This window comes from Azotobacter bryophylli (assembly GCF_042643485.1).
GTDB classification, from domain to species: Bacteria; Pseudomonadota; Gammaproteobacteria; order Pseudomonadales; family Pseudomonadaceae; genus Azotobacter; species Azotobacter bryophylli.
Genome location: NZ_JBHRSJ010000034.1, coordinates 441,063 through 460,195 on the forward strand (window position 1 = coordinate 441,063; position 19,133 = coordinate 460,195).

The 19,133-nt window shown below is 65.1% G+C and carries 14 protein-coding genes and 1 pseudogene; 9 read left to right on the forward strand and 6 right to left on the reverse strand.

All coding sequences use genetic code 11. The features are described from left to right. The 4 genes from ACFOJE_RS18185 to ACFOJE_RS18200 all read left to right on the forward strand — a co-directional run bounded on the left by ACFOJE_RS18185 (position 1) and on the right by ACFOJE_RS18200 (position 4,405). Positions 1–1,137, forward strand: a complete 1,137-nt coding sequence (locus tag ACFOJE_RS18185; RefSeq protein ID WP_377816119.1) for a flavin monoamine oxidase family protein — start codon at positions 1–3, stop codon at positions 1,135–1,137. A gap of 53 nt (positions 1,138–1,190) precedes the next feature. Further along, entirely contained in the window at positions 1,191–2,435 is a 1,245-nt protein-coding gene (locus tag ACFOJE_RS18190; protein ID WP_377816120.1) for an MFS transporter, read from the forward strand. Beyond that, complete coding sequence (locus ACFOJE_RS18195) at positions 2,317–2,868, forward strand: outer membrane beta-barrel protein (protein WP_377816342.1); 552 nt, start codon at positions 2,317–2,319, stop codon at positions 2,866–2,868. Before ACFOJE_RS18190 ends, ACFOJE_RS18195 begins: the two co-directional genes overlap by 119 nt. A gap of 652 nt (positions 2,869–3,520) precedes the next feature. Next, on the forward strand, positions 3,521–4,405 hold the full coding sequence (locus ACFOJE_RS18200; protein WP_377816122.1) for a manganese catalase family protein: 885 nt from the start codon (positions 3,521–3,523) through the stop codon (positions 4,403–4,405). 171 nt (positions 4,406–4,576) lie between these two features. Here ACFOJE_RS18200 and ACFOJE_RS18205 read toward each other — a convergent pair whose 3' ends face one another. From ACFOJE_RS18205 to ACFOJE_RS18215, 3 genes are all read right to left on the reverse strand, one after another. Continuing rightward, positions 4,577–5,803: an HD-GYP domain-containing protein gene (locus tag ACFOJE_RS18205; protein ID WP_377816124.1), complete on the reverse strand. Its 1,227-nt coding sequence runs from the start codon at positions 5,801–5,803 to the stop codon at positions 4,577–4,579. A gap of 582 nt (positions 5,804–6,385) precedes the next feature. Further along, on the reverse strand, positions 6,386–7,678 hold the full coding sequence (locus ACFOJE_RS18210; protein WP_377816126.1) for an OprD family outer membrane porin: 1,293 nt from the start codon (positions 7,676–7,678) through the stop codon (positions 6,386–6,388). A 36-nt stretch (positions 7,679–7,714) separates the two neighbouring features. Continuing rightward, a complete protein-coding gene (locus ACFOJE_RS18215; RefSeq protein WP_377816128.1) occupies positions 7,715–7,888 on the reverse strand; it encodes a hypothetical protein in 174 nt (57 codons plus the stop codon). A gap of 706 nt (positions 7,889–8,594) precedes the next feature. Here ACFOJE_RS18215 and ACFOJE_RS18220 point away from each other — a divergent pair. The 5 genes and pseudogenes from ACFOJE_RS18220 to ACFOJE_RS18240 all read left to right on the forward strand — a co-directional run bounded on the left by ACFOJE_RS18220 (position 8,595) and on the right by ACFOJE_RS18240 (position 12,860). Further along, positions 8,595–8,930 (forward strand): hypothetical protein, encoded by a 336-nt coding sequence (locus ACFOJE_RS18220; protein WP_377816130.1) that lies wholly within the window; start codon positions 8,595–8,597, stop codon positions 8,928–8,930. Positions 8,931–9,151: 221 nt separating this feature from the next. After that, positions 9,152–9,727: pseudogene (locus tag ACFOJE_RS18225) on the forward strand (c-type cytochrome); the annotation flags it as partial. Between the two features lie 422 nt (positions 9,728–10,149). Further along, positions 10,150–11,376, forward strand: a complete 1,227-nt coding sequence (locus ACFOJE_RS18230; protein WP_377816132.1) for an OmpP1/FadL family transporter — start codon at positions 10,150–10,152, stop codon at positions 11,374–11,376. Positions 11,377–11,406: 30 nt separating this feature from the next. Then, positions 11,407–11,949: a methyl-accepting chemotaxis protein gene (locus ACFOJE_RS18235; RefSeq protein WP_377816134.1), complete on the forward strand. Its 543-nt coding sequence runs from the start codon at positions 11,407–11,409 to the stop codon at positions 11,947–11,949. Between the two features lie 191 nt (positions 11,950–12,140). Further along, positions 12,141–12,860: a hypothetical protein gene (locus tag ACFOJE_RS18240; RefSeq protein WP_377816136.1), complete on the forward strand. Its 720-nt coding sequence runs from the start codon at positions 12,141–12,143 to the stop codon at positions 12,858–12,860. 107 nt (positions 12,861–12,967) lie between these two features. Here ACFOJE_RS18240 and ACFOJE_RS18245 read toward each other — a convergent pair whose 3' ends face one another. The 3 genes from ACFOJE_RS18245 to ACFOJE_RS18255 all read right to left on the reverse strand — a co-directional run bounded on the left by ACFOJE_RS18245 (position 12,968) and on the right by ACFOJE_RS18255 (position 18,918). Beyond that, on the reverse strand, positions 12,968–14,290 hold the full coding sequence (locus tag ACFOJE_RS18245) for a glycosyltransferase (protein WP_377816138.1): 1,323 nt from the start codon (positions 14,288–14,290) through the stop codon (positions 12,968–12,970). Between the two features lie 72 nt (positions 14,291–14,362). Then, entirely contained in the window at positions 14,363–16,633 is a 2,271-nt protein-coding gene (locus ACFOJE_RS18250) for an ELM1/GtrOC1 family putative glycosyltransferase (protein ID WP_377816140.1), read from the reverse strand. Then, complete coding sequence (locus tag ACFOJE_RS18255) at positions 16,630–18,918, reverse strand: mitochondrial fission ELM1 family protein (RefSeq protein WP_377816141.1); 2,289 nt, start codon at positions 18,916–18,918, stop codon at positions 16,630–16,632. The genes ACFOJE_RS18250 and ACFOJE_RS18255 overlap by 4 nt, the downstream gene beginning before the upstream one ends. Positions 18,919–19,133 lie beyond the last annotated feature (215 nt).

The following is a 19,133-nucleotide window of genomic DNA, read 5'->3' on the forward strand; positions in this document are numbered from 1 at the left end:
ATGCAGACAGCACGTATTGCCATCATCGGCGCGGGTCTGAGCGGTCTGTATGCGGCCTATCTGCTGGAGCGCAGGGGCATCCGGGACTACGTGATCCTGGAGGCTCGGGATACCCTTGGAGGGCGCATCACGACCGCTCATGCCTCGGGCATGACGCCCCTAGGAGACGATTTCGACCGCTTCGATCTGGGGGCGACGTGGTTCTGGCCCGATTACCAGCGCACGCTTGACCGTGTGGTCAGCGAGTTCGGCCTGGAGCGCTTCGAGCAGGAGGAGACCGGCGACATGGTCGTAGAGCGCTCGCCCGACGATCCGCCCGTGCATGTGCGCGGCTACGTCGATTCGCCTACCCCGATGCGTTTGGTGGGGGGAATGGCATCGCTGATCGATGCCCTGAGTCAACGCCTGGACGCTACGCGGATCATTGCCGGTCAACAGGTTCGGCGCTTGCAATGCGATGGACGGCAGATCGAATTGGAGGCCCACGATCGGCATGGGGATGTCATGTCCTATCGGGTCGATCGTGTCCTTCTGGCCGTTCCACCCCGCTTGGCGATGGCAACGATCGACTTCCATCCCGCACTGCCCGAGGCGTCGATGCGCGCCTGGCAAAGCATCGCGACATGGATGGCGCCGCATGCCAAGTATGTCGCCGTCTATGACAAGCCGTTCTGGCGTGCGTTGGGGCTATCCGGCAAGGCCCGCAGTGCCTCAGGGCCGCTGACTGAGATCCATGATGCGTCAGTACCGGGCGGCAGCGCGGCACTTTTCGGCTTTTTGAGTCTGCCGGCGCACGTACGCCGGAACCTTTCCGAAGACGTACTGCGCTCGCATTGTCGAGCACAGCTCTATCGGCTGTTCGGCCCTTGGGCGGCAGCGCCCAAGGCCGAGTTCATCAAAGATTGGGCCGCAGATCCGTACACGGCGACGGTTGCTGACCAGGATGGTCCGGTCTACCGCAGCATCGCTTCTTTGGCCACGGCATCGGCCGGCATATGGCGTAATCGCGTCATAGGCATTGCCAGTGAATGGTCAAGTGAGTTTCCTGGCTATCTCGCCGGTGCCATCAAGGCTGCCAGCGATGGCGTGGAAGCTTTGCTGCTGGATTCGACCGCAAACCGCCACATCTCGGCATGATTCATACCCCCTTGCCCGCAGGGCTCGCTCCTCAGAGTCAGAGTAAATAGCAGATGCGACACAACCATACCGGCGCGGTGGGCGATTTCCCTACCGAGCTTTCTGAACGCGTTCAACGCGGGAATATATGGCGTCTTGCCATTGCGCAGGCACTGGCCGGCGCGAATGCGATAGTCATTTACGCTACGGGCGCGATTGTCGGGAACACGCTCTCGCCAATCCCGGTTCTGGCAACCCTGCCGATTTCAATCTTTGTGGTCGGGATGGCGGCGTGCATCCTTCCGGTGGGGGCGATGGCTCGGCGTCACGGCCGTCGTGCCGCGTTCCTGGCCGGAACCGCCGCGGGCGTGCTCACCGGCCTGCTGGCAATGGTTGCCGTCATCCTGGGATGGTTCTGGCTCTTCTGCCTGGCAGCCTTCTTCGGCGGAGGTTACGCCGCCGTGGTACTGACGTTTCGGTTCACGGCCGCCGATGGTGTCGCGCCTGAGCGGCGTGCCCGCGCTTTGTCGTCGGTCATGGCCGGAGGCATTGCCGCCGGGGTGATCGGTCCTCAACTCGTGACCTGGACCATGGATTTGTGGCCACCGCATACGTTCGCCGCCACGTTTCTGGTGCAGGCGGCAGTCGCTGCGGTATCGGCGCTCGTCCTGCTCGGGGTGCGGCTGCCGATGCCAACTGCTGCGGAACTGGCGGGCGGCCGCCCGCTTGCGGCGATCTCGCGGCAACCGTGCTTCATCGCCGCCGCGATTTGCGGTGCGGTGACCTACATGCTGATGAACTTCCTGATGACGGCCGCACCACTGGCGATGCACATGTGCGGGCACTCGCAGGAGTCGTCTAACCTGGGGCTGCAGTGGCACGTCATCGCGATGTATGCGCCAAGTTTTTTCACGGGCAAGCTGATCTCCCGTTTCGGAGCTGGGCGCGTCGCGACCGCGGGCCTGCTGTTGACCGGTCTTTCCGCGGCGGTGGGACTGGGTGGTGTCGATATCGCTCATTTCTGGTGGGCGCTTGTCCTGCTCGGGGTAGGCTGGAACTTCGGCTTTCTCGGCGCTTCTGCGCTGGTTCTGGAATGCCACCAGCCTGAGGAAAAAACGCGGGTTCAGTCGCTCAACGACTTCATCGTGTTCGGAGTGATGGCCATCGGCTCCTTCTCTTCTGGTGGCCTGCTGAATGCTTATGGCTGGAATACGGTGCTGTGGGTATCTTTCGCTCCGCTTGCCCTGGCAGTCGTGGCGCTTGCGATGGCGAAGCGCAGAGGAGAGCCCGACCTCATCGAACAGGGCCGAACCCCATAGTTCCCTGTTGGAACGGGACGACCGAGGCCTGAGGAATGGCGGTGGGAACGCTCACGCCGACCTGGTCGGCGAACGAGGAATCAACCATAGCGCCTCGACGTTGGGCGGCGCCCTGCTCATGAGCTACGATTTCGGTTCGGATTCCTCCCCCGCGGGATTGCGCTTGCCGGGCTTCAAGCTGCCAGTGCGCCTCGAATACATTTCCTCTTCGGCCAATGCGGACAACGGCGCTCCGAACCTGCTGGGTTACGGAGCGGGCAGCGAGGCCTGGTCGTTCACGGTCACGCCGACCCACCAGTACCAGCGGTTCTTCACCCGTGCCGACTTGGCTTATGTCGGCGCATCCAACACGAGTTCGGGCATGGCCTTTGGCTCGAGTGGCAACAGACGTTCGGAAAGTCGAGCCATGATCGAGGCCGGTATCTTCTTCTAAAACGGGGGCACGACTCGACTGCCTCTGCAGGCATTGACGCATCATCTATCGGCTGAATTGGCAAACCGGGCGACCAATCGCACTGCACTTTGCCAGTCCAAGTAGGCTTCATATCGGGTGGGGGCAATCCACGCAGGATTGCGCCCCTACTTCCCCCTGAGCACGCGTAGCGCCGGTCCGCTTGTGTGCTGCGCAGACGGCATCCAGTCGGGCAGGCTGCATTAGTTGGTGGTGACGGCTCCGCCTTGTTCGCAAATCGTCTCGCATCCGCGTCGGCCACTCCAGTTCCGACTGCTTGAACTGGGCGAAGGGAAGGGCCTTATGGCGCGGCATGATCCGCAGGCTCCCCAGGGGCCGCGTGACGTATGACGTACAGCAAATTCCGTTTCCGCTGAATCAGACATCAATCACTGTCCCCGAAGGGCAATAGCGGGCGGATAGCCAGTAGGGCGGTCAGTCCCGGATCAACCTGGGCCAGCACCTTCCCGCTTCCGGTGGGCGCCCCCGACCACTGGGCATTTCCTCCTGAACTATTCGAATCGCAGTTCCCTCTACTTCCCAGGGCGGGACATCTGCCTGCCGCTTTCGTGAAGCGCCAGAACGCCAAGGAGCACTCGATAGGGAGATTGCGATCAACCGTGAGGAGGACTCTATGTTCGTCCACAATCAGCGTCTTCAATATACCGTCCGGGTTGCGGAGCCGAATCCTGGGCTGGCCAATCTGCTGCTGGAGCAGTTCGGCGGGCCCCAGGGCGAGCTTGCCGCCGCAATGCGCTATTTCACCCAGGGCCTGGCCGAGGACGATCCGGGCCGCAAGGACCTGCTGATGGACATCGCTACCGAGGAGCTCAGCCATCTGGAGGTCATCGGCTCGATCGTCGGCATGCTGAACAAGGGCGCCAAGGGCCAACTGGCCGAGGCGGTGGAGCAGGAGGCCGATCTCTACCGCTCCCTGACCGGCGGCGGCAACGATTCCCACGTGACTGCCCTGCTGTACGGCGGCGGGCCGTCCCTGACCAACTCCGGTGGTGTGCCCTGGAGCGCGGCCTACATCGACACCATCGGCGAGCCCACGGCCGACCTGCGCTCCAACATCGCGGCCGAGGCACGGGCCAAGATCATCTACGAGCGCCTGGTCAACGTCACCGACGACCCGGGCATCAGGGAAGCGCTCACCTTCCTGATGACCCGCGAAATCGCCCACCAGAAGTCGTTCGAAAAGGCCCTGCATTCCATCCAGCCGAATTTCCCGCAAGGGAAGCTGCCGGGCATGCCGGAGATGGCCAAGACCTACTTCAATATGTCCCAGGGCGCGGCGGACCTGCGCGGCCCCTGGAACCAGGGCGACGAATGGGTCTACGTCGAGTCGCCGCAGCCGGCGGTCGACGGCGGGACCGGCATGGCGGCGGTCGATCTGCCGAGCAAGGACGAACAGGCCCTGAAGCAGATGGCCACGCGCACCTTGTCGGACACCGCGTCCAACCCGGTCACCGGCGCGGATATCGGCTCCGGCACCCTGCATAAGAAGACCGCGTAATCCGCTCCTGCTCTACCCATCCGACCCGGTGCAGGCCGGGGCGGGTGGATCACCTTGCGATTGGCAGCATCGTAGAATGCGCCGCTTGGCAACCCGTTACGGTCGCAAGCCGGCGCATTTCATGGCCCCTCTGGTCTCACCGTCATTGGGAGAGGTGAATGTCGATTCGGCCTAGGGAAGCCACAAGGTTTCCAGATGGTCGAGCCCCCACTTCGCTGGATCCTCGCGCCCGATGATTCTCTCCGTGCAACCCGGCGCCGACAGGTCGACGATTTCCGGCGTGATATGGCTTTTGCTCCGGATCGAGAAGAACACATTGATCCGGGGCTCCAGCAAGCTCTTCGAGGACTGCTCGATGACGATGCCCAAGCGCTCGGACTTGAGGCGCACCAACGAGCCGACCGGGTAGATGCCGATGCTCTTCACGAAAGCCTGGAACACCCGCTTGTCGAAGTGTCCGCCCGTCCACTCGGCCATCTTGCGCAGCGATTCGGCCGGATCCCAGCCGGCCTTGTACGGGCGGTTCGAGGTCACCGCATCGTAGACGTCGCAGATGGCTCCCATCCTGGCATACAGACTGATTTCGTCGCCCTTGAGCCCTTCCGGATAGCCGGAACCGTCCATCTTCTCGTGGTGGTGGAGCACCACGTCGAGCACCAGCTCGCAGACGCCGTTGTCATTGGCCAGCAGGCGGTAGCCCTCTTCGGGGTGCGTCTTGATGAGCTGGAACTCCTCGTCGCTCAGGCGACCGGGCTTGTTGATGATATCCATCGGGATCATGGCCTTGCCCAAGTCGTGCAACAGGCCGGCGACGCCGACCCGGCGCAGGAGCGCCTCGTCCAGATCCAGCTGCCGGCCGAGCGCGATCATCAGCGCGCAGACGGCCACCGAGTGCATGTAGGTATAGTCGTCCGCCGTCTTCAGCCGCGCCAGGCTGATCAGGGCGCCGGGGTTGCGCAGGATCGACTGGGAAATGCTGTCGACCAGCAGTTCGATGCGCTGGCTGTCGACCGCCTTGCCCATCCGCGCTTCCTGGAACATCGTGGTCACGGCCTGGCGCGAGTGCTCGCAGAGCATCGCCGCCCGCTTGTATTCCTCTTCGATGGGCGTCAGCCGTGCCACTCGCCCGGCCCGGGCGGCCTCCTGCAGCGCGGCCTCGGCCTGCCCGCGGGTTTCCGCCTCGGAAACGAACTCGACATCGTCGGCCACATCCAGCCCTTTCGAACTGTCGATCCAAACTTCCTTGATGCTGCTGGCGAGAATGCGCCGGAGGTCATGCGGGTCGTCGATCACGAAAGAGTGACGGCCGAACCAGAAGGGATGCTCGATCCATGAGCCGCAGAACTCTTTGACGAACATGCCCAATCTGAGTTGGGCGACGCTGATTTTTTTTAGCATTGTCGACAGCTCCTCTCGCACGAAGTGGATGAAGCGGGCAGATCAACGGAAGCGCGACCGGGGGTGGTGCTTTCCGTAAATATCCGCGCACGGGCACGATTCGAGGCTGGTTCTAATTTATATTTGTTATATGCAAATAATGTAAAGTAATAAGGCGCGTGTGGCAATGTGCCTCTACCGCGGGATCTTCCGGCTACCGGTGGGGGACGGCGATGAGCGCCATGTGGGTGTGCGGTGAGTCGACGCTGCGCCCGTCTCGCTCAGGCCCCGGCCTCCATTGGCTGGGGTGTGAGCGCTTGTTCGCGGCCTGGGGGACCCGCAGGCGTTGGCGAGACCTGTCCAACCTGTCGATCAGACTACGGGGGCGTCCGGCCGGGGAGGGCAGGGGGAAACGCTGGCTCCGGATTTCCCGTTGGGCTGGTTCTAGCGGTCGAGGTACCAAGGCATGGGGCTGCCTGGTAAAGGCATTTGGCGCCAGGCCTCGTGCAGATTCGCTGCCGAGACCTGGCGTTCTTGCGTACGCTTTACGGAGCCGTTGGAACTGTCGGTGAGTCCCAACGCCGATGGATCGGGAGCGGGCTTTTAGAGCAGGGAAATGGAGTAGTTCACGATCGCCATGGCCTCGTCCATGTCTTGGGTATCGTTGCCGCGCAGCGAGGCATGACGCAGGGTCAGGCCCAGGCCTTTCAACGGGCCGCTCTGCAGCGCGTAGTCGACGCGCAGATCGCGCTCCCACTCGCTGTTGTCCTTGCCCTTGGCATTGATGCCCTGACCGTTGAAATACATCGCACTGGCTCTCAGGCCCGGCACGCCGAGCTGGGCGAAGTCGTAGCTGTAGCTCCCGACCCAGGTCTTCTCGCCGGAGCTGGTGAACTTATTTGACTGGGAGTTGGTGATCAGGTAGAGCGAACGACCGTTGCCCGAGTTGATATGGGGGAAGTCGCTGTTGCCCGTGACCTGCTGATAGCCGACGCCCAGGGCATGGCCTTTCAGGCTGTAGGTGAACATGGCACTCCATAGATGGTTGTCCACCTCCCCACTGTGCTTGTCCCCGGATGCCCAGTAGCCGCCGATGCGGTAACCGTCGGCCCGACCGGCTGCACTACCATTCCTACCGTCCGAGTAGCTCTCGAAATAGCGCAAGTCGGTCTTCAGGGCGCCCACCGGCAATTTCCAGTTATGCACCAGACCGAAGAAGTGCTGGCTGTAGAAATGATTCAGAGTGCCATAGTAGTACTGCAGCAGCAGGTCCTTGTTCACCTTGTAGTCGGCGCCAGTGAAGTAGAACTCGTTGCTGTCCGGACTGGTTCTGGAGATATGCATCCCTTCCCGGTTGGAGGAGTTACGATCAAGGACGTGATCGATCCGGCCTGCGGTCAGAGTTAGGTTCTCGATCTCGTTGGAGGTGACTTGCACGCCCTGCCACATCTGCGGCAACAAGCGCAAATCCCCAGTGCCTAGGACTGGCGTCATCGGTTTCAGGGTGCCGACCCTCGCCACGGTTTTGGAATAGCGGAGCTTGCCGGTCAGTCCGAGCCGGCTGAAATCGCGCTCGGCCGTGCCGGGGCTTTGCTGCGGGAAAACCTGCCCTCCTATTCCGGCCTGCGTCAGGCGGTAACCATACTGAGCCGTGGCATCGATACCGACGCCGACGATCCCCTGGGTGAAGCCGGATTGATAGTCGAGAATGAATCCCTGGCCCCACTCCTTGTCGGACGGGGCGGGCTCATTACGAACATCCCGGCTGTAATACAGATTGCGCAGCGAAAGCGTGGCCTTGCTGTCCTCGAAAAAGCCCCCGGCAAAGGCCGGTTCTGCCATGGGCAGCCCCAGGACCCCCGCTAGAACGGCCAGACTCAGATTGGATTTTTGCATTTTTCTTCATACTCCTAGGTGAGTAACAGCGAGGCGCTATCCCTTGGCGGCCTGCACGAAACGACCGCCCCATCCGGTCGGCATGGCAATCAAACGATTGGAAATGAGCTCCAGCTTCGCTCGTCGGCTTTTGGGTTCTTCGAGTTCTATGTCCTGAGCCTTGGGCAGGCGCGCCGGGATTGTCGCCCGCTGACGGCTGCGCCTGATCACGATCGATGCGCCTGGGTAGTGGCATGCGCCGTCGTCGAGTTCCTGCTGGGTTGCACGGCGAGCCGCACTCCTACAGCGCCTGGCTCAGGTGCTGTTTTATATGCGACAGGCCATACGATCGTCCTTGTTTCTGGACAAGAAGCAAGAAACCCGCCACGTGTCTTTATTTGGCCTTAAAAGCTATATAAATCAATAAGTTGCTATGGGTTTTGCGTTGACGCCCGTCTGCGTTTGCTTGTCACAAAGGCATTAAAAAAGGCCTTTTTTATGTTGCCTTGTATACAACGTGACAAGTGGCAAGGGCTTGGGTAGGCGGGGTAGGGGAAATTCAACCGCTGACATGAATATCTCCACATGCAGAATCTGGCGACGGCTCGGATGATTCCGAGCTGGAGGGCAAAGGCCCCGTTCTCTTCATGCGGCTCAGCGGTTGGCCGTCGAGTGCGCGACAGTATTAAATTTAATGGAATATTAATTTTATTTTAAATAACTTTTAACGATTATCTTATAGTGAGCCACTTGCATGGCAGGTGGTGCTATCTCGAGGCTGAGGCCGGCAGCTTTCTCGCACGCAGGCACACCAGTTCAGGCACCACAGCCGGATGACGGCCGATGCCCCGGGCTGCTAGGCCTATACTGCCTCTGTCGATACGCATGGACCTCGCCTTCCGTGAGGTCCCGGTGGATGAATGACGGAGATCCAGCCATGAAGCCCCAGCACAAGACCCTGCTCGCCACCTCCCTGGCCTTTGGCCTGCTCGCTGCGCAACTGTCGCCGGTCAGCGCGCAGAGCGAGCGTGACGCCCCTCCATCGCAGACTCCCCCGGCCCACGACACCCAGCCGGTCGAGAAGACCCACGACAAGAACATGAAACCCATGAGGGAGCATGTCCCCGAGAAAATGGATCACTCCGGGAGGGGCTACACCCATGAGCAGATGCGCAAGAGCCATGAGCATCAGATGAAGGAAGAGCAAAGGCAGATGGACTCCGGTCAGGGGGGAGGAGACCGGACGAACCACGACTCCGAGGAGGAGCAATAGAAGGGCTGCGCGGGCTCTGAGCCTGGGAACGATGCCCAGCACCGTGCTGCCCAGCCGAAGCGCGCGGAGTGGCCACTCCGGAAGAGGGGCTGCCCGTCCCGGCGTTCGGCTCCCGTATCGATGCCGACCACTCGCGCTTCGGGCAATGCGGACGATCCGCTGCGCATGAGGGCCCGCTGGTCGGCATACCCGTCTGGAGGGGGCTGGTTTCGAGGCGCTGAATGAACGGAACAAGCAAGGCAGTGCTCCTGACCGGCCTGGCCACCCTGGTGGCGGCCGGCATCCTGTATTCGGGGCTGATCAATGTCGGCGCCGACGATCCCCATCTGGCTCCGGTGTATGCGCTCTTGAACATGGCCCGGGAGCGGTCGATCGCCATCCGGGCCAGGGGCATCGTAGTACCCGATCTGGGTAACGAGGCGCAGATCCGGGAAGGAGCCGGCAATTACGACTCCATGTGCGTGGGGTGCCATCTGTCGCCGGGCATGGCCCCGACCGAACTGAGCCGCAACCTCTATCCGGCTCCGCCCAGCCTGGTCCGGCTGGGCGTCGACGGGGATCCGGCGAAGGCTTTCTGGATCATCAAGCATGGGATCAAGGCCACCGGAATGCCCGCCTGGGGCAAGAGTATGGCGGACGAGCATATCTGGGCTCTGGTGGCATTCATCGAGCGGCTTCCCCAGCTCGATCCGCAGAGCTATCGAGCTCTTGTCGCCTCGAGTGGCGGGCATCGACATGGTGGCGGCGAGACGCAGATTCACCATCGTCATGCGGATGACTTGCCCGCCGAAGACCACGATCACTGACAGGCCAGCCTGTCGGGCCGGCTCCAGGTAGGCCATCCCGGCTTGCGCGCCGGAATGGTGGCCAGCAATCCCATGTCTGCCCGATGGCTGAGTCCTACTTCCGCCGATGCCCGGGATGGCTCCGTACCGGCATGGGAAATGCCGACGCCCGGTAGCGGGCGTAGGGAGCGGCGGTCCGAGCGGCGTACCGCCTCTACCGCCCTCGGTCCTGCTCGACACCCGTCCTGGCTACCCGCGTCAATGGTAATCATGGCTTGGTATATTTATTCTTAAATAGAATAAATATAACTTTTCTTATTATTTTTAAACGTTATATATTCTATTTAATCATGCTCCTAAACAGGCTTATGCCATGACGTTCAGGAGCGAACCGCGTGAAAACCCAGAAATACTTGTTGTCGAGTCTGATCGCCTTGGGCTGCGTCGGCAGCTCCAACGCCTTCGCCACCAATGGCTACTTCATGCATGGGTACGGTATCAAAGCCCAGGGCCAGGCCGGGGTCAGCATCGCCCAGCCGCAGGATGCCCTGGCGGCGGCCAACAACCCTGCCGGCATGGCCTGGATCGGCAACCGCTTCGATGTGGGCGCCACGCTGTTCAATCCCGACCGCGAAGCCGAAATCGAGGGAAACCCCGTTCCCGGGGCTAACGGCCACTACCATGGGAACAACCGCAAGTATTTCCTGTTGCCAGAATTCGGTTTCAGCAAGCAGCTCTCCGACCGTCTGGGCGTCGGCATCGCGGTATACGGCAACGGCGGGATGAATACCGACTACAAGAAGAATCCCTATGGCGCCTACGGCAGCACGGGGAGTACCGGGGTCGATCTGGCGCAGGTCTTCGTCACGCCATCGGTGGCTTATAAGTTCACCAACCGGCAGTCGTTCGGCATCGGGCTGAACCTGGTCGGCCAGCGGTTCGCCGCTAAGGGTCTCGGCGGCTTCGCCCCCTTTTCCAGCGACAGCGGCTCGTTCAACGACCGCAACCATGACGTTTCCTTCGGCGTGGGCGTGCGCCTGGGCTGGCAGGGACAGGTCACGGACAAACTGACCCTGGGCGTGACCTGGGCTTCCAAGGCCAAGATGTCGAAACTCGACCGATATGCCGGTCTCTTCGCCAATGGCGGCAGTTTCGACGTCCCCGAGAATTACGGCGCCGGCCTGGCTTACCGGATCACGCCCGCGTTCACGCTTTCGGCGGATGTCCAGCAGATCAAATATGGCCACGTGCGCTCCGTCGGCAACGCGTTCGACATCCAGTCGCTGTTCGCGGGCAATACCTTCGGTTCGAAGAATGGACAGGGTTTCGGCTGGCGGGATGTGACGGTGTACAAGGTGGGCGCAAGCTATGCCGTGAACTCCCGGCTGACTCTGCGCGGCGGGTTCAGTCACGTCGATCAACCGGTGCGCAAGGACCAGACCTTCCTGAACATTCTGGCGCCGGGAGTGGTTCAGGATCACCTGAGCCTGGGGCTGACCTGGAGCCCGAGGCCGTCCAACGAGCTGAGTCTGGCCTATACCCATGCCCTGGAAGACAGCGTGAAAGGACACAACTCCATTCCGCAGGCCTTCGGCGGCGGCGAGGCCAACGTGCGGATGAATCAGGACATGGTGAGTGCCGCCTATGCCTGGAAATTCTGAGGTCTTGGCCTGCTCCTTCGAGCCGGCCCGATGAGGCAGTCGCGGGCGGCGCGGGCGGGCGAGCACGGGCGCGGGTTCGCCGTGGTGGCCGGGGAGATCCGCACCCTTGCCCAGCGCAGCGCGACGGCGGCCAAGGAGATCAACGAGCTGATCGGCGAGTCGGTGTCGCGGGTCGATGTCGGCGCGAAGCTGGTCGAGGAAGCGGGCTGCACCATCGGCGAGGCCGTCCGGGAGGTGCAGCGGGTGACCGATCTGATGGGCGATATCGCGGCGGCATCGGAAGAGCAGAGCACCGGCATCGGCCAGATCAATGCGGCCGTGGTCCAGCTGGATCGGGTGACGCACCAGAACGCCGTGCTGGTGGAAGAGGCTTCGGGCGCCGCCCAATCGCTGGTTCGGCAGGCGGAGGCATTGCGTGACGCGGTCGCGGTCTTCCATCTCGGTGGCCATGACGCGGACCTGCCGTCCGCGGAGCTCGTCGTATCGCCCCGGCCCATCGGCACCGAGGCCGGGCCGGCGATCGCAGATCGCGCACGATCGGGAGCGCTCGAGTCGCAGTGGCAGGCAGTCTGATCGCAATCGTGCTCGTCGACGGGGGACGGCCAGGGGTGTCAATACGACCGAGGCCGTCCTGTCAGGCGAGCGACATTTTGTAAGAATGCACCGCTATATTCAGGGGAGGCGGCCCGGGCGATGTGATGGGGTCCGGCAGGCGTCCTGCCTGGAAACGGTATTCGGGCCAAGTGAATGACAGGTGGACAAGCATGCGTTTTCTGAACACCGAGGCGCTCGATCGGCTCGACGCCGATGCCTTCCGACACCAGCAACCCTTTCCCTGGATCAACCCCTGCGGGTTGCTGACCGACGAGGGCTTTCGGGCGTTGCGCGAATCCCTGCCGTCCGCCGACCGGTTCGAATCCATCTTCGGCAAGTCGCGCGAGTACGGCCAGCAGCCGCATGACCGCCTGTCGCTGTCCTATTGGCCCAAGATGAATCTGTCTCCCGCCTGGCATGAGTTCATGGAGGAGATCAAGGGGCCGGTCTATCACGACTTCATCACCCGCATGCTGGGCACCCGCGACTACGAGCTGCAATGCCACTGGCACTACACGCCGGCCAGCTGTTCGGTATCGCCGCACTGCGACTCCCTGGCCAAGTACGGCTCGCACATCTTCTATTTCAATACCGAAGAGGACTGGCGCCCGGAGTGGGGCGGCCAGACCGTGGTGCTGGACGACGGCGGACGCTTCGACTTCCGCAGCGCGCCCGCGTTCGAGGACTTCGACCGGGCCATCGACTCCACGGCCATGGGCAACTACAGTTTCCTGTTCGTCCGCAACGGCAACTCCTGGCACGGCGTGCGCGAGATCACCTGCCCGGAAGGGCACTACCGCAAGGTGTTCATCGTCGTGATCCGCAAGCGCCGGACGCCCCTCCAGCGGCTCGTGCACGGTGTCGAGCAATGGTACCGGCACTCGGCATGACGGGGTGCCGGCCGGGGCTCTCGCGAGGTCTTTGACGGGGCCGGCCGCGCCGTCGCGTGACGGCCGTCTGGCGTCCAGGCGACGCCCGAACCCTCAAGGACTAGGGCTCAGCGCCTCGCCTGGGGCTGGCAGGCCGTCACTTCGGAGGGCGCGCGCCGCTGGCCGAACAGCAAATCCAGATACCGTTCGGCACTGCGTTCCTGACTGAAGTAGGCGCCACGCCGGCGCAGGGCATCGGCATTGGCTCGCGGCGTGTCGAGCGCACGCAGCATCGCGGCGGACAACGCCGCGGCATCCTTCACCGGCACCAGCTCCCCCAGTCGTCCGCCTTCCAGAATCTCGGCCGGGCCGCTGGGGCAGTCCGTGCTGACGACCGGGCAGCCGGAGGCCATGGCTTCGATCAGGACGTTCCCGAGCCCTTCGTAGTCCGAGGACAGCACGAACAGGGAGGCACGGGCGAAGGCCGCGTAGGGATTGGTCACGAAGCCGGGCAGCGCCACGTCCTCGCCGAGGTCGAGTTCCGCGATCAGGGCTTCGAGCTGCGGCCGCAGCCGGCCTTCGCCGAGGATCAGCAGGCGCGCGGGCCGCTGCCGGCGCAGCAGCGCGAAGGCCTGCAGCAGGAGCGGGAAATTCTTCTGGGGCGCCAGCCGTCCGGTGGCGACGATCACCGGTGCCGCGCCGCCGTCGGCCAGCCAGGGGTGCGGCGCCGCTTCCCCGGCTCGCGCCGCCAGATCGGACTTGATCACCGGGTTGTAGACGGTGGCGATGCGGCTGCGCGCCAGCCCGGTAACGGCGCTGAGGTCGTCCGCGACGCCGTCGGAAACCGCCAGGACAACATCGGCCCGGGCGTAGACCTGCCCGATCAGTGGCAGCCGCGCTAGCCACTGGGCGCCGCCGATGCCGGTTCTGGTGTTCTTGGGCGACAGGGCGTTGTGTTCGGTGACCATGACCCGGGTCGGCACGCCGGCCAGCCGTCTGGCCCACACGGCGTTCAGATTGCAGTAGGTGTTGGCGGCGATCAGCGCCCCCGGGCGCCGTGCGCGCAGGTAGCGGACCAGCGAGGGCAGACGGGACAGTTGCCGGCCGGGCTTGCGCCCCAGCAGTACGGTCCAGGCCAGCGTTTTCCACTCCGCGGGCCTCGTCGCCCGCAGGGCCTGCAGACGGCCGAGCAGCGGGCCGGTCGGCTCGAGCACCCGCAGGCGCACGCCTTCGGGCAGGTGATCCCGATAGATGCCGTCGTCCCGGCTCACCAGCAGATCGACCGCGTGGCCGCGAGCCATGAACGCTTCCGCCAGGTTCAGCATGACCCGCTCCATGCCGCCGTCGGAAAGGTCGGGCATGTACAGGGCTATCGGTGGTGACGCCGTGTCGTCCGCCGCGATGGGGCGAGCGTTCATCGCGCAGGCCTCCCCGACTCCAAAGGCGGTCATGGCGATCTCCGGATGGCAGGCGATGCCCGCCGACTTTTGGCGCGACTGGCGCTTCGGGAGGGCGAGCGCATCTCAGGTCCGCACCGGCCGCTCGGCCGCCATGAGTTCCCGGATCGCCTGCAGAGCCCGTTCGCGGGAAGCGGCGAACAGCTCGGGGGAGAGTTTCGGCGGGCTGTCCAGCCCGTCCGGTAGGGGGGGTACTCCCAGGGTCCGGTGCACCTCGCCGAACAGCGGCTCGCGGGTGATCCTGCCGTTCTCGACGAGTCGGTCGTAGAGGCGTTCGAGCCGGCCCGCGGGCTGCTGCGCATCCCGGCTGGGGAAGACGCCCAGCCAGCCTTCCACCTTGTGTTGCAGGAACTGCAGCGGATGTCGGTGCACCGGCAGGGGATACAGGGCGACCGGCCGGCCGGTCAAGCAGGCCTCGGTGAGCATGGAGACGCTGTCGCAGGTCACGATGAAGGCGTCGGCCAGCGCCAGCAGGGCGTGGTGGGGATTGTCCTCGTCGCTGCCGAAGCGGTAGCTCCACGACGGCACGTCCAACGCGTCCAGCAGTGCCTTGGTCGCGACGTTGCCGGTGCGCGGGCTGGTCGAGATCAGCAGCGAGCCGCCCCGCGCCCGCGCCGCGGCGCTGGCTTCCCGGCCCAGGGCCCGGGCCGAGCCCGGGTGGAGCCAGTAGGGCAGACTGCTGCCGCCCACCAGCATGGCGATCCAGGGCCGCGGCAGATGGGCGAAGCGCTGCCGCCAGCGTTCCAGCTCCTGCTCGTCCAGCGGGTGCTCGACGATGAAGGGGGCGGGCAGGGCGACCACGTTGCGGCTATTCAGCGGCAGGGCATGCTGCGGGGTATTGAGCACCAGGTCGAAGCGCGACAGCGGCATGCGCGGCCGTCCCAGCAGCACCGAGCGGGTGCCTTCCCCGGCCTTCCGCTGGATCGCGCAGGCCAGGGGGGCCGTGCGCCGTCCCGCGCTGAGGATCAGATCCGGCCAGGGCGGTCCCAGCGATTCGATGGGGGTCGAATGCGGCTTGATTTCATAGGGCCAGCCGAGGCCCTCGGCCATGTCCAGCAGCTGGGCGTAGTCGCCGGCATTCTGGCCCTGCAGCACCCAGACCCTGGGCGGCTCCCGGTGCTGGCCGGCGTCCGAGCGGTAACGCCGGGGGCTGCCGTCGCGCTCCGTGCAGTCGAGCTGCCAGCTGCGGTCCGGGTAGCGCCGGGCGATGCGGCGCAACAGCGCCCGCCAGTCCTCCAGGGTGGCGATCAGCGAGCCGGCGGGGCCCGGCGCCGCCTTCACCAGAACCGTGCGGCGGCCGAGCTGGAACAGACGTTCGAGCAGCCAGGGGAGATCTTCCGGCGGCAGTCGCTCCAGGCCGTTGACGGCGATGGCGTCCTGCTGCGGCAGATCCGCCTGGCGCAACTGCGCCAGGGACCAGCGGGTGGCGGCCTGCGTGCCGGTATCTTCCTGGCGCCATGCGCCGACCAGCGCCAGCCGTCGGTCGCCGGGCTCCAGCCACTCGCGGACGAAATGCTCCGGCAGCGTCTGCGGCTCCCCGGCTTCCCGGGCGCAGGCCGGCAGGAAGCCGGGGCTGGGGCTGGCCGCGCTGTAGACCTCGTAGCCTTCCCGGTCGGCCGCCAGTTCCAGGCTGTGGAAGACCTCGGCAACGGGGTTGAAATGATAGGAATAGCGTTCGGGCGTGGGCTGCCAGGGCTGCAGGGCACGGTTGGCGTAGTGCAGGAGGCGGGTCCGGCCGGGCCGGTATCCCTGGTCGCGGGCATGCCAGCGGCAATCGAGGGCGCCCCAGCGTCCGGGCTCGGCGGCTGCCTGATCCTGCAGCGCCTGCGGCGCCAGGCGCTGCACCCGGTCGAGGCTCCAGCAATCGGCCATGCGCGCGCAGTCGATCAGCATCACCTCGGTGTCGATGGGCGAGGGCGACAGGTAGCCATGTCCGTCCATCGGCAGGTCGAACAGCTCGGCGGGATCGGCGAAGTAGATCTGGCCGACCTCGTTGTACAGCGCCCGCCCGCGGCGCCCGGCCAGTTCCGGCACGGCGAAGCGGTCGTTGCCGAAGCCGTCGTGCTTCTCCGACGCCGGGAGACAGGCGATGGGATGGATCTCGTAACGCCGGTCCGGATTGCGCACCCGCTGCAGGGCATAGAAGAACACCCGCTCGGCGCGGTGATGTTCCGGCCGGGTGGCGAGGAAGATGCGCACCGCCGGCATCGCCGGGGCGCCCTTGCGGGCTTCCAGCACGACGGGCGCCGTGCCGGGCTCCGGCCTGAATCCGTCCAGTTCGGAACGGGGCGACCCGAGCGTGGGGCGCAGCAGGCATTCTTCGACCGGTAGACTCATACATGCTCCCATGCAGGATGCGGCTGGCCGACGCCCTCGACAGGCTGCCGGCCGGGCAAGGTTTCTTTCTGCCGTGCGGGCCTTTCCGCCGCCATCAGCTCGCGGATGGCCCGGATGGCGCGTTCGCGGGAGGCGGCGAGCAACTCGGGGGTGATGCCGGGCAGCTGATCCAGCCCCGTCGGCAAGGGCGCGATCCCCAGGGCCAGATGCACCTGGTCGAAGCGCCGCTCGCGGTTGATCCAGCCCGCCTCGACGAGCCTGTCGTAGAGCCTGCCCAGGGTCCGCTGCCGCAGCCGCGCGGCGCCGCCGGTCGGCTCCGGGCCGATGACGCCCGCCCAGTGCTCGAGCGCATTCAGCAGCCAGCCCAGCGGTCTGCGCGATGCCGGCAGGGGTAGCGTGGCCACCCGCCGGCCGGTCATGCAGGCTTCGGTCATCATGGACACGCTCTCGCCGGTCACGATGAAGGCATCGGCCAGCGCCAGCAGCGCCGGGTAGGGATTGTCGCCGGTATCGGCGTAGCGATAGCTCCAGCAGGGCGCATCGATGGCTTCCAGCAGCGCATCGGCCGCCTTGTCCGCGGTGCGCGGGCTGGTCGACACCAGCAGCGAGCCGCCGCGGGCGCTGGCCGCGGCACTGACCTCGCGGCCCAGGGCCGCCGCGGTCCGCTCGTCGAGCCGGTAGGGCTTGCTGGAGCCGCCGACCAGCAGCGCGATCCAGGGCCGAGGCAGATGGGCGAAGCGCTGCCGCCAGGCCTCCAGCTTCGCCGGGTCGAGCTGGCGTTCGTTGGTGAAGGGGGCCGGCAGGTCGACCACGTTCCGCCGCAGCGGCAATCCGTACTGGGGCGTCGTCACCACCAGGTCGAAGTGCGACAGCGGCGCGAACGGCCGCCCCAGCACCACCAGGCGGGTATGCCCCGCCGAGCGGTGCCTGATCCGGCGGGCCACCAGCGACGACAGCCAGCCCACGCTGATCAGCAGATCCGGCCAGGCGTTGGTCGGCTCCGTCAGGCAGGCGCGTAGCGGTTTGATTTCATAAGGCCAGCCCAGGGCCTCGACCAGATCGAGCAGTTGCGCGTTGTCGCCGGAATGGATGCCGCGCAGCACCCAGACCTTCGGCGGCTCGGCTTCGTTCTTGGTGCGCCGGAAGAAGTCGGCCCGGTAGCTCTGCATCCGTCCCTCGCGGTCCGGACAGTCGAGCTGCCAGCTGCGCTCCGGATAGCGCAGCGCCACCCGCCGCAGCAGCGCCAGCCAGCCGGCCTGGCTGTCGATCATCGAGCCGCGCGGCCCCAGGGCCGCCCTGACCAGGACCTGCTGGCGGCCGAGCCGGAACAGACGATCCAGCAGCCAGGGAATGTCTTCCGCCGGCAGGCGTTCGAGGCCGCTCACGGCGATCGAGTCCCGGACCGGCAGGTAGTCGCGACGCAGCTGTTCGGGCGACCAGCGGGCAACCAGACGCTCGCCGCCGTCGCTCCAGGCCTCGATCAGGAGCGCTTCCGAGCGGCAGGCGAGGGCGAAGCCGGGACTGGGATGGCGCACCGTGTAGATGTCGTAGCCTGCCCGGTCGGCAGCCTGTTCCAGGCTGTGGAAATATTCGGCATGGGGGTTGATGTGATACGAGCGGCGCTCGGGCGAGGGGCGCCAGGGCTGCAGGTTCCGGGACCTGTAATGCAGCAGCTTGGAGCGCTCGGGGAGGTATTCCAGGTCGCGGGCATGCCAGAGCGGGTCGAGCTCGCCCCAGCGCCCCGGCTCGGCGTTGGCCTGCGCCTGCAGGGCCTTGCCGGCGCCGCGGCGGGCACTGGCGAGATTCCAGCAGGGGGCCATGCGCGCGCAGTCGATCAGCATCACCGTCGTCTCCTCGGGGTGCAGCGCCAGGTAGCCATGCTCGCCCATGGGCTGATCGAACAGCTCGGCCGGGTCGGCCAGATAGATCTGCCCGACCTCGTTGTAGATCGCCCGCCCATGGCGCCCGGCCAGCTCCGGCACGGCGAAGCGGCCGTTGGCGAGACCGGTCAGTCGATAGACCTCGTAGCGCCGGTCCGGGTTGCGCACCTGCAGCAGGGAATAGAAAAAGACCCGCTCGGCCCGGTACTGCTCGGGCCGGGTGCCGAGGAAGATCCGTACCGCCGGCGCCGCCTGGGCATCCGGTCGGGCTTCCAGTACCACGGGCGCGACGTTCGGCACCGCCGTCAGCGACTCGCCGGCATCCTTGCCACGGCCATCGAAACCGACGCCCACCCGGAGGAAGGGAAAAATCCGCCAATCGTGCGTCTTGTCCAGGCAAAACATGGTCTCTACCTCACATCCGGGGTCATGGGCCGAGCGGCCCATATCCCTCGGGCCGCATTCGGATGGCCCGGAGGATAAGAGGGGGACTGTTAAAGCCTCGTCAGCCGCAGATGAAGAATTTGTTGCCGAACTCCTTGGAACCGACGGATTGGCACGAGCGGCGAGCGATGGCCGACGGCGGGGGGAAGAGCGGGAGGTGGGGCGGCTGGCAGGGG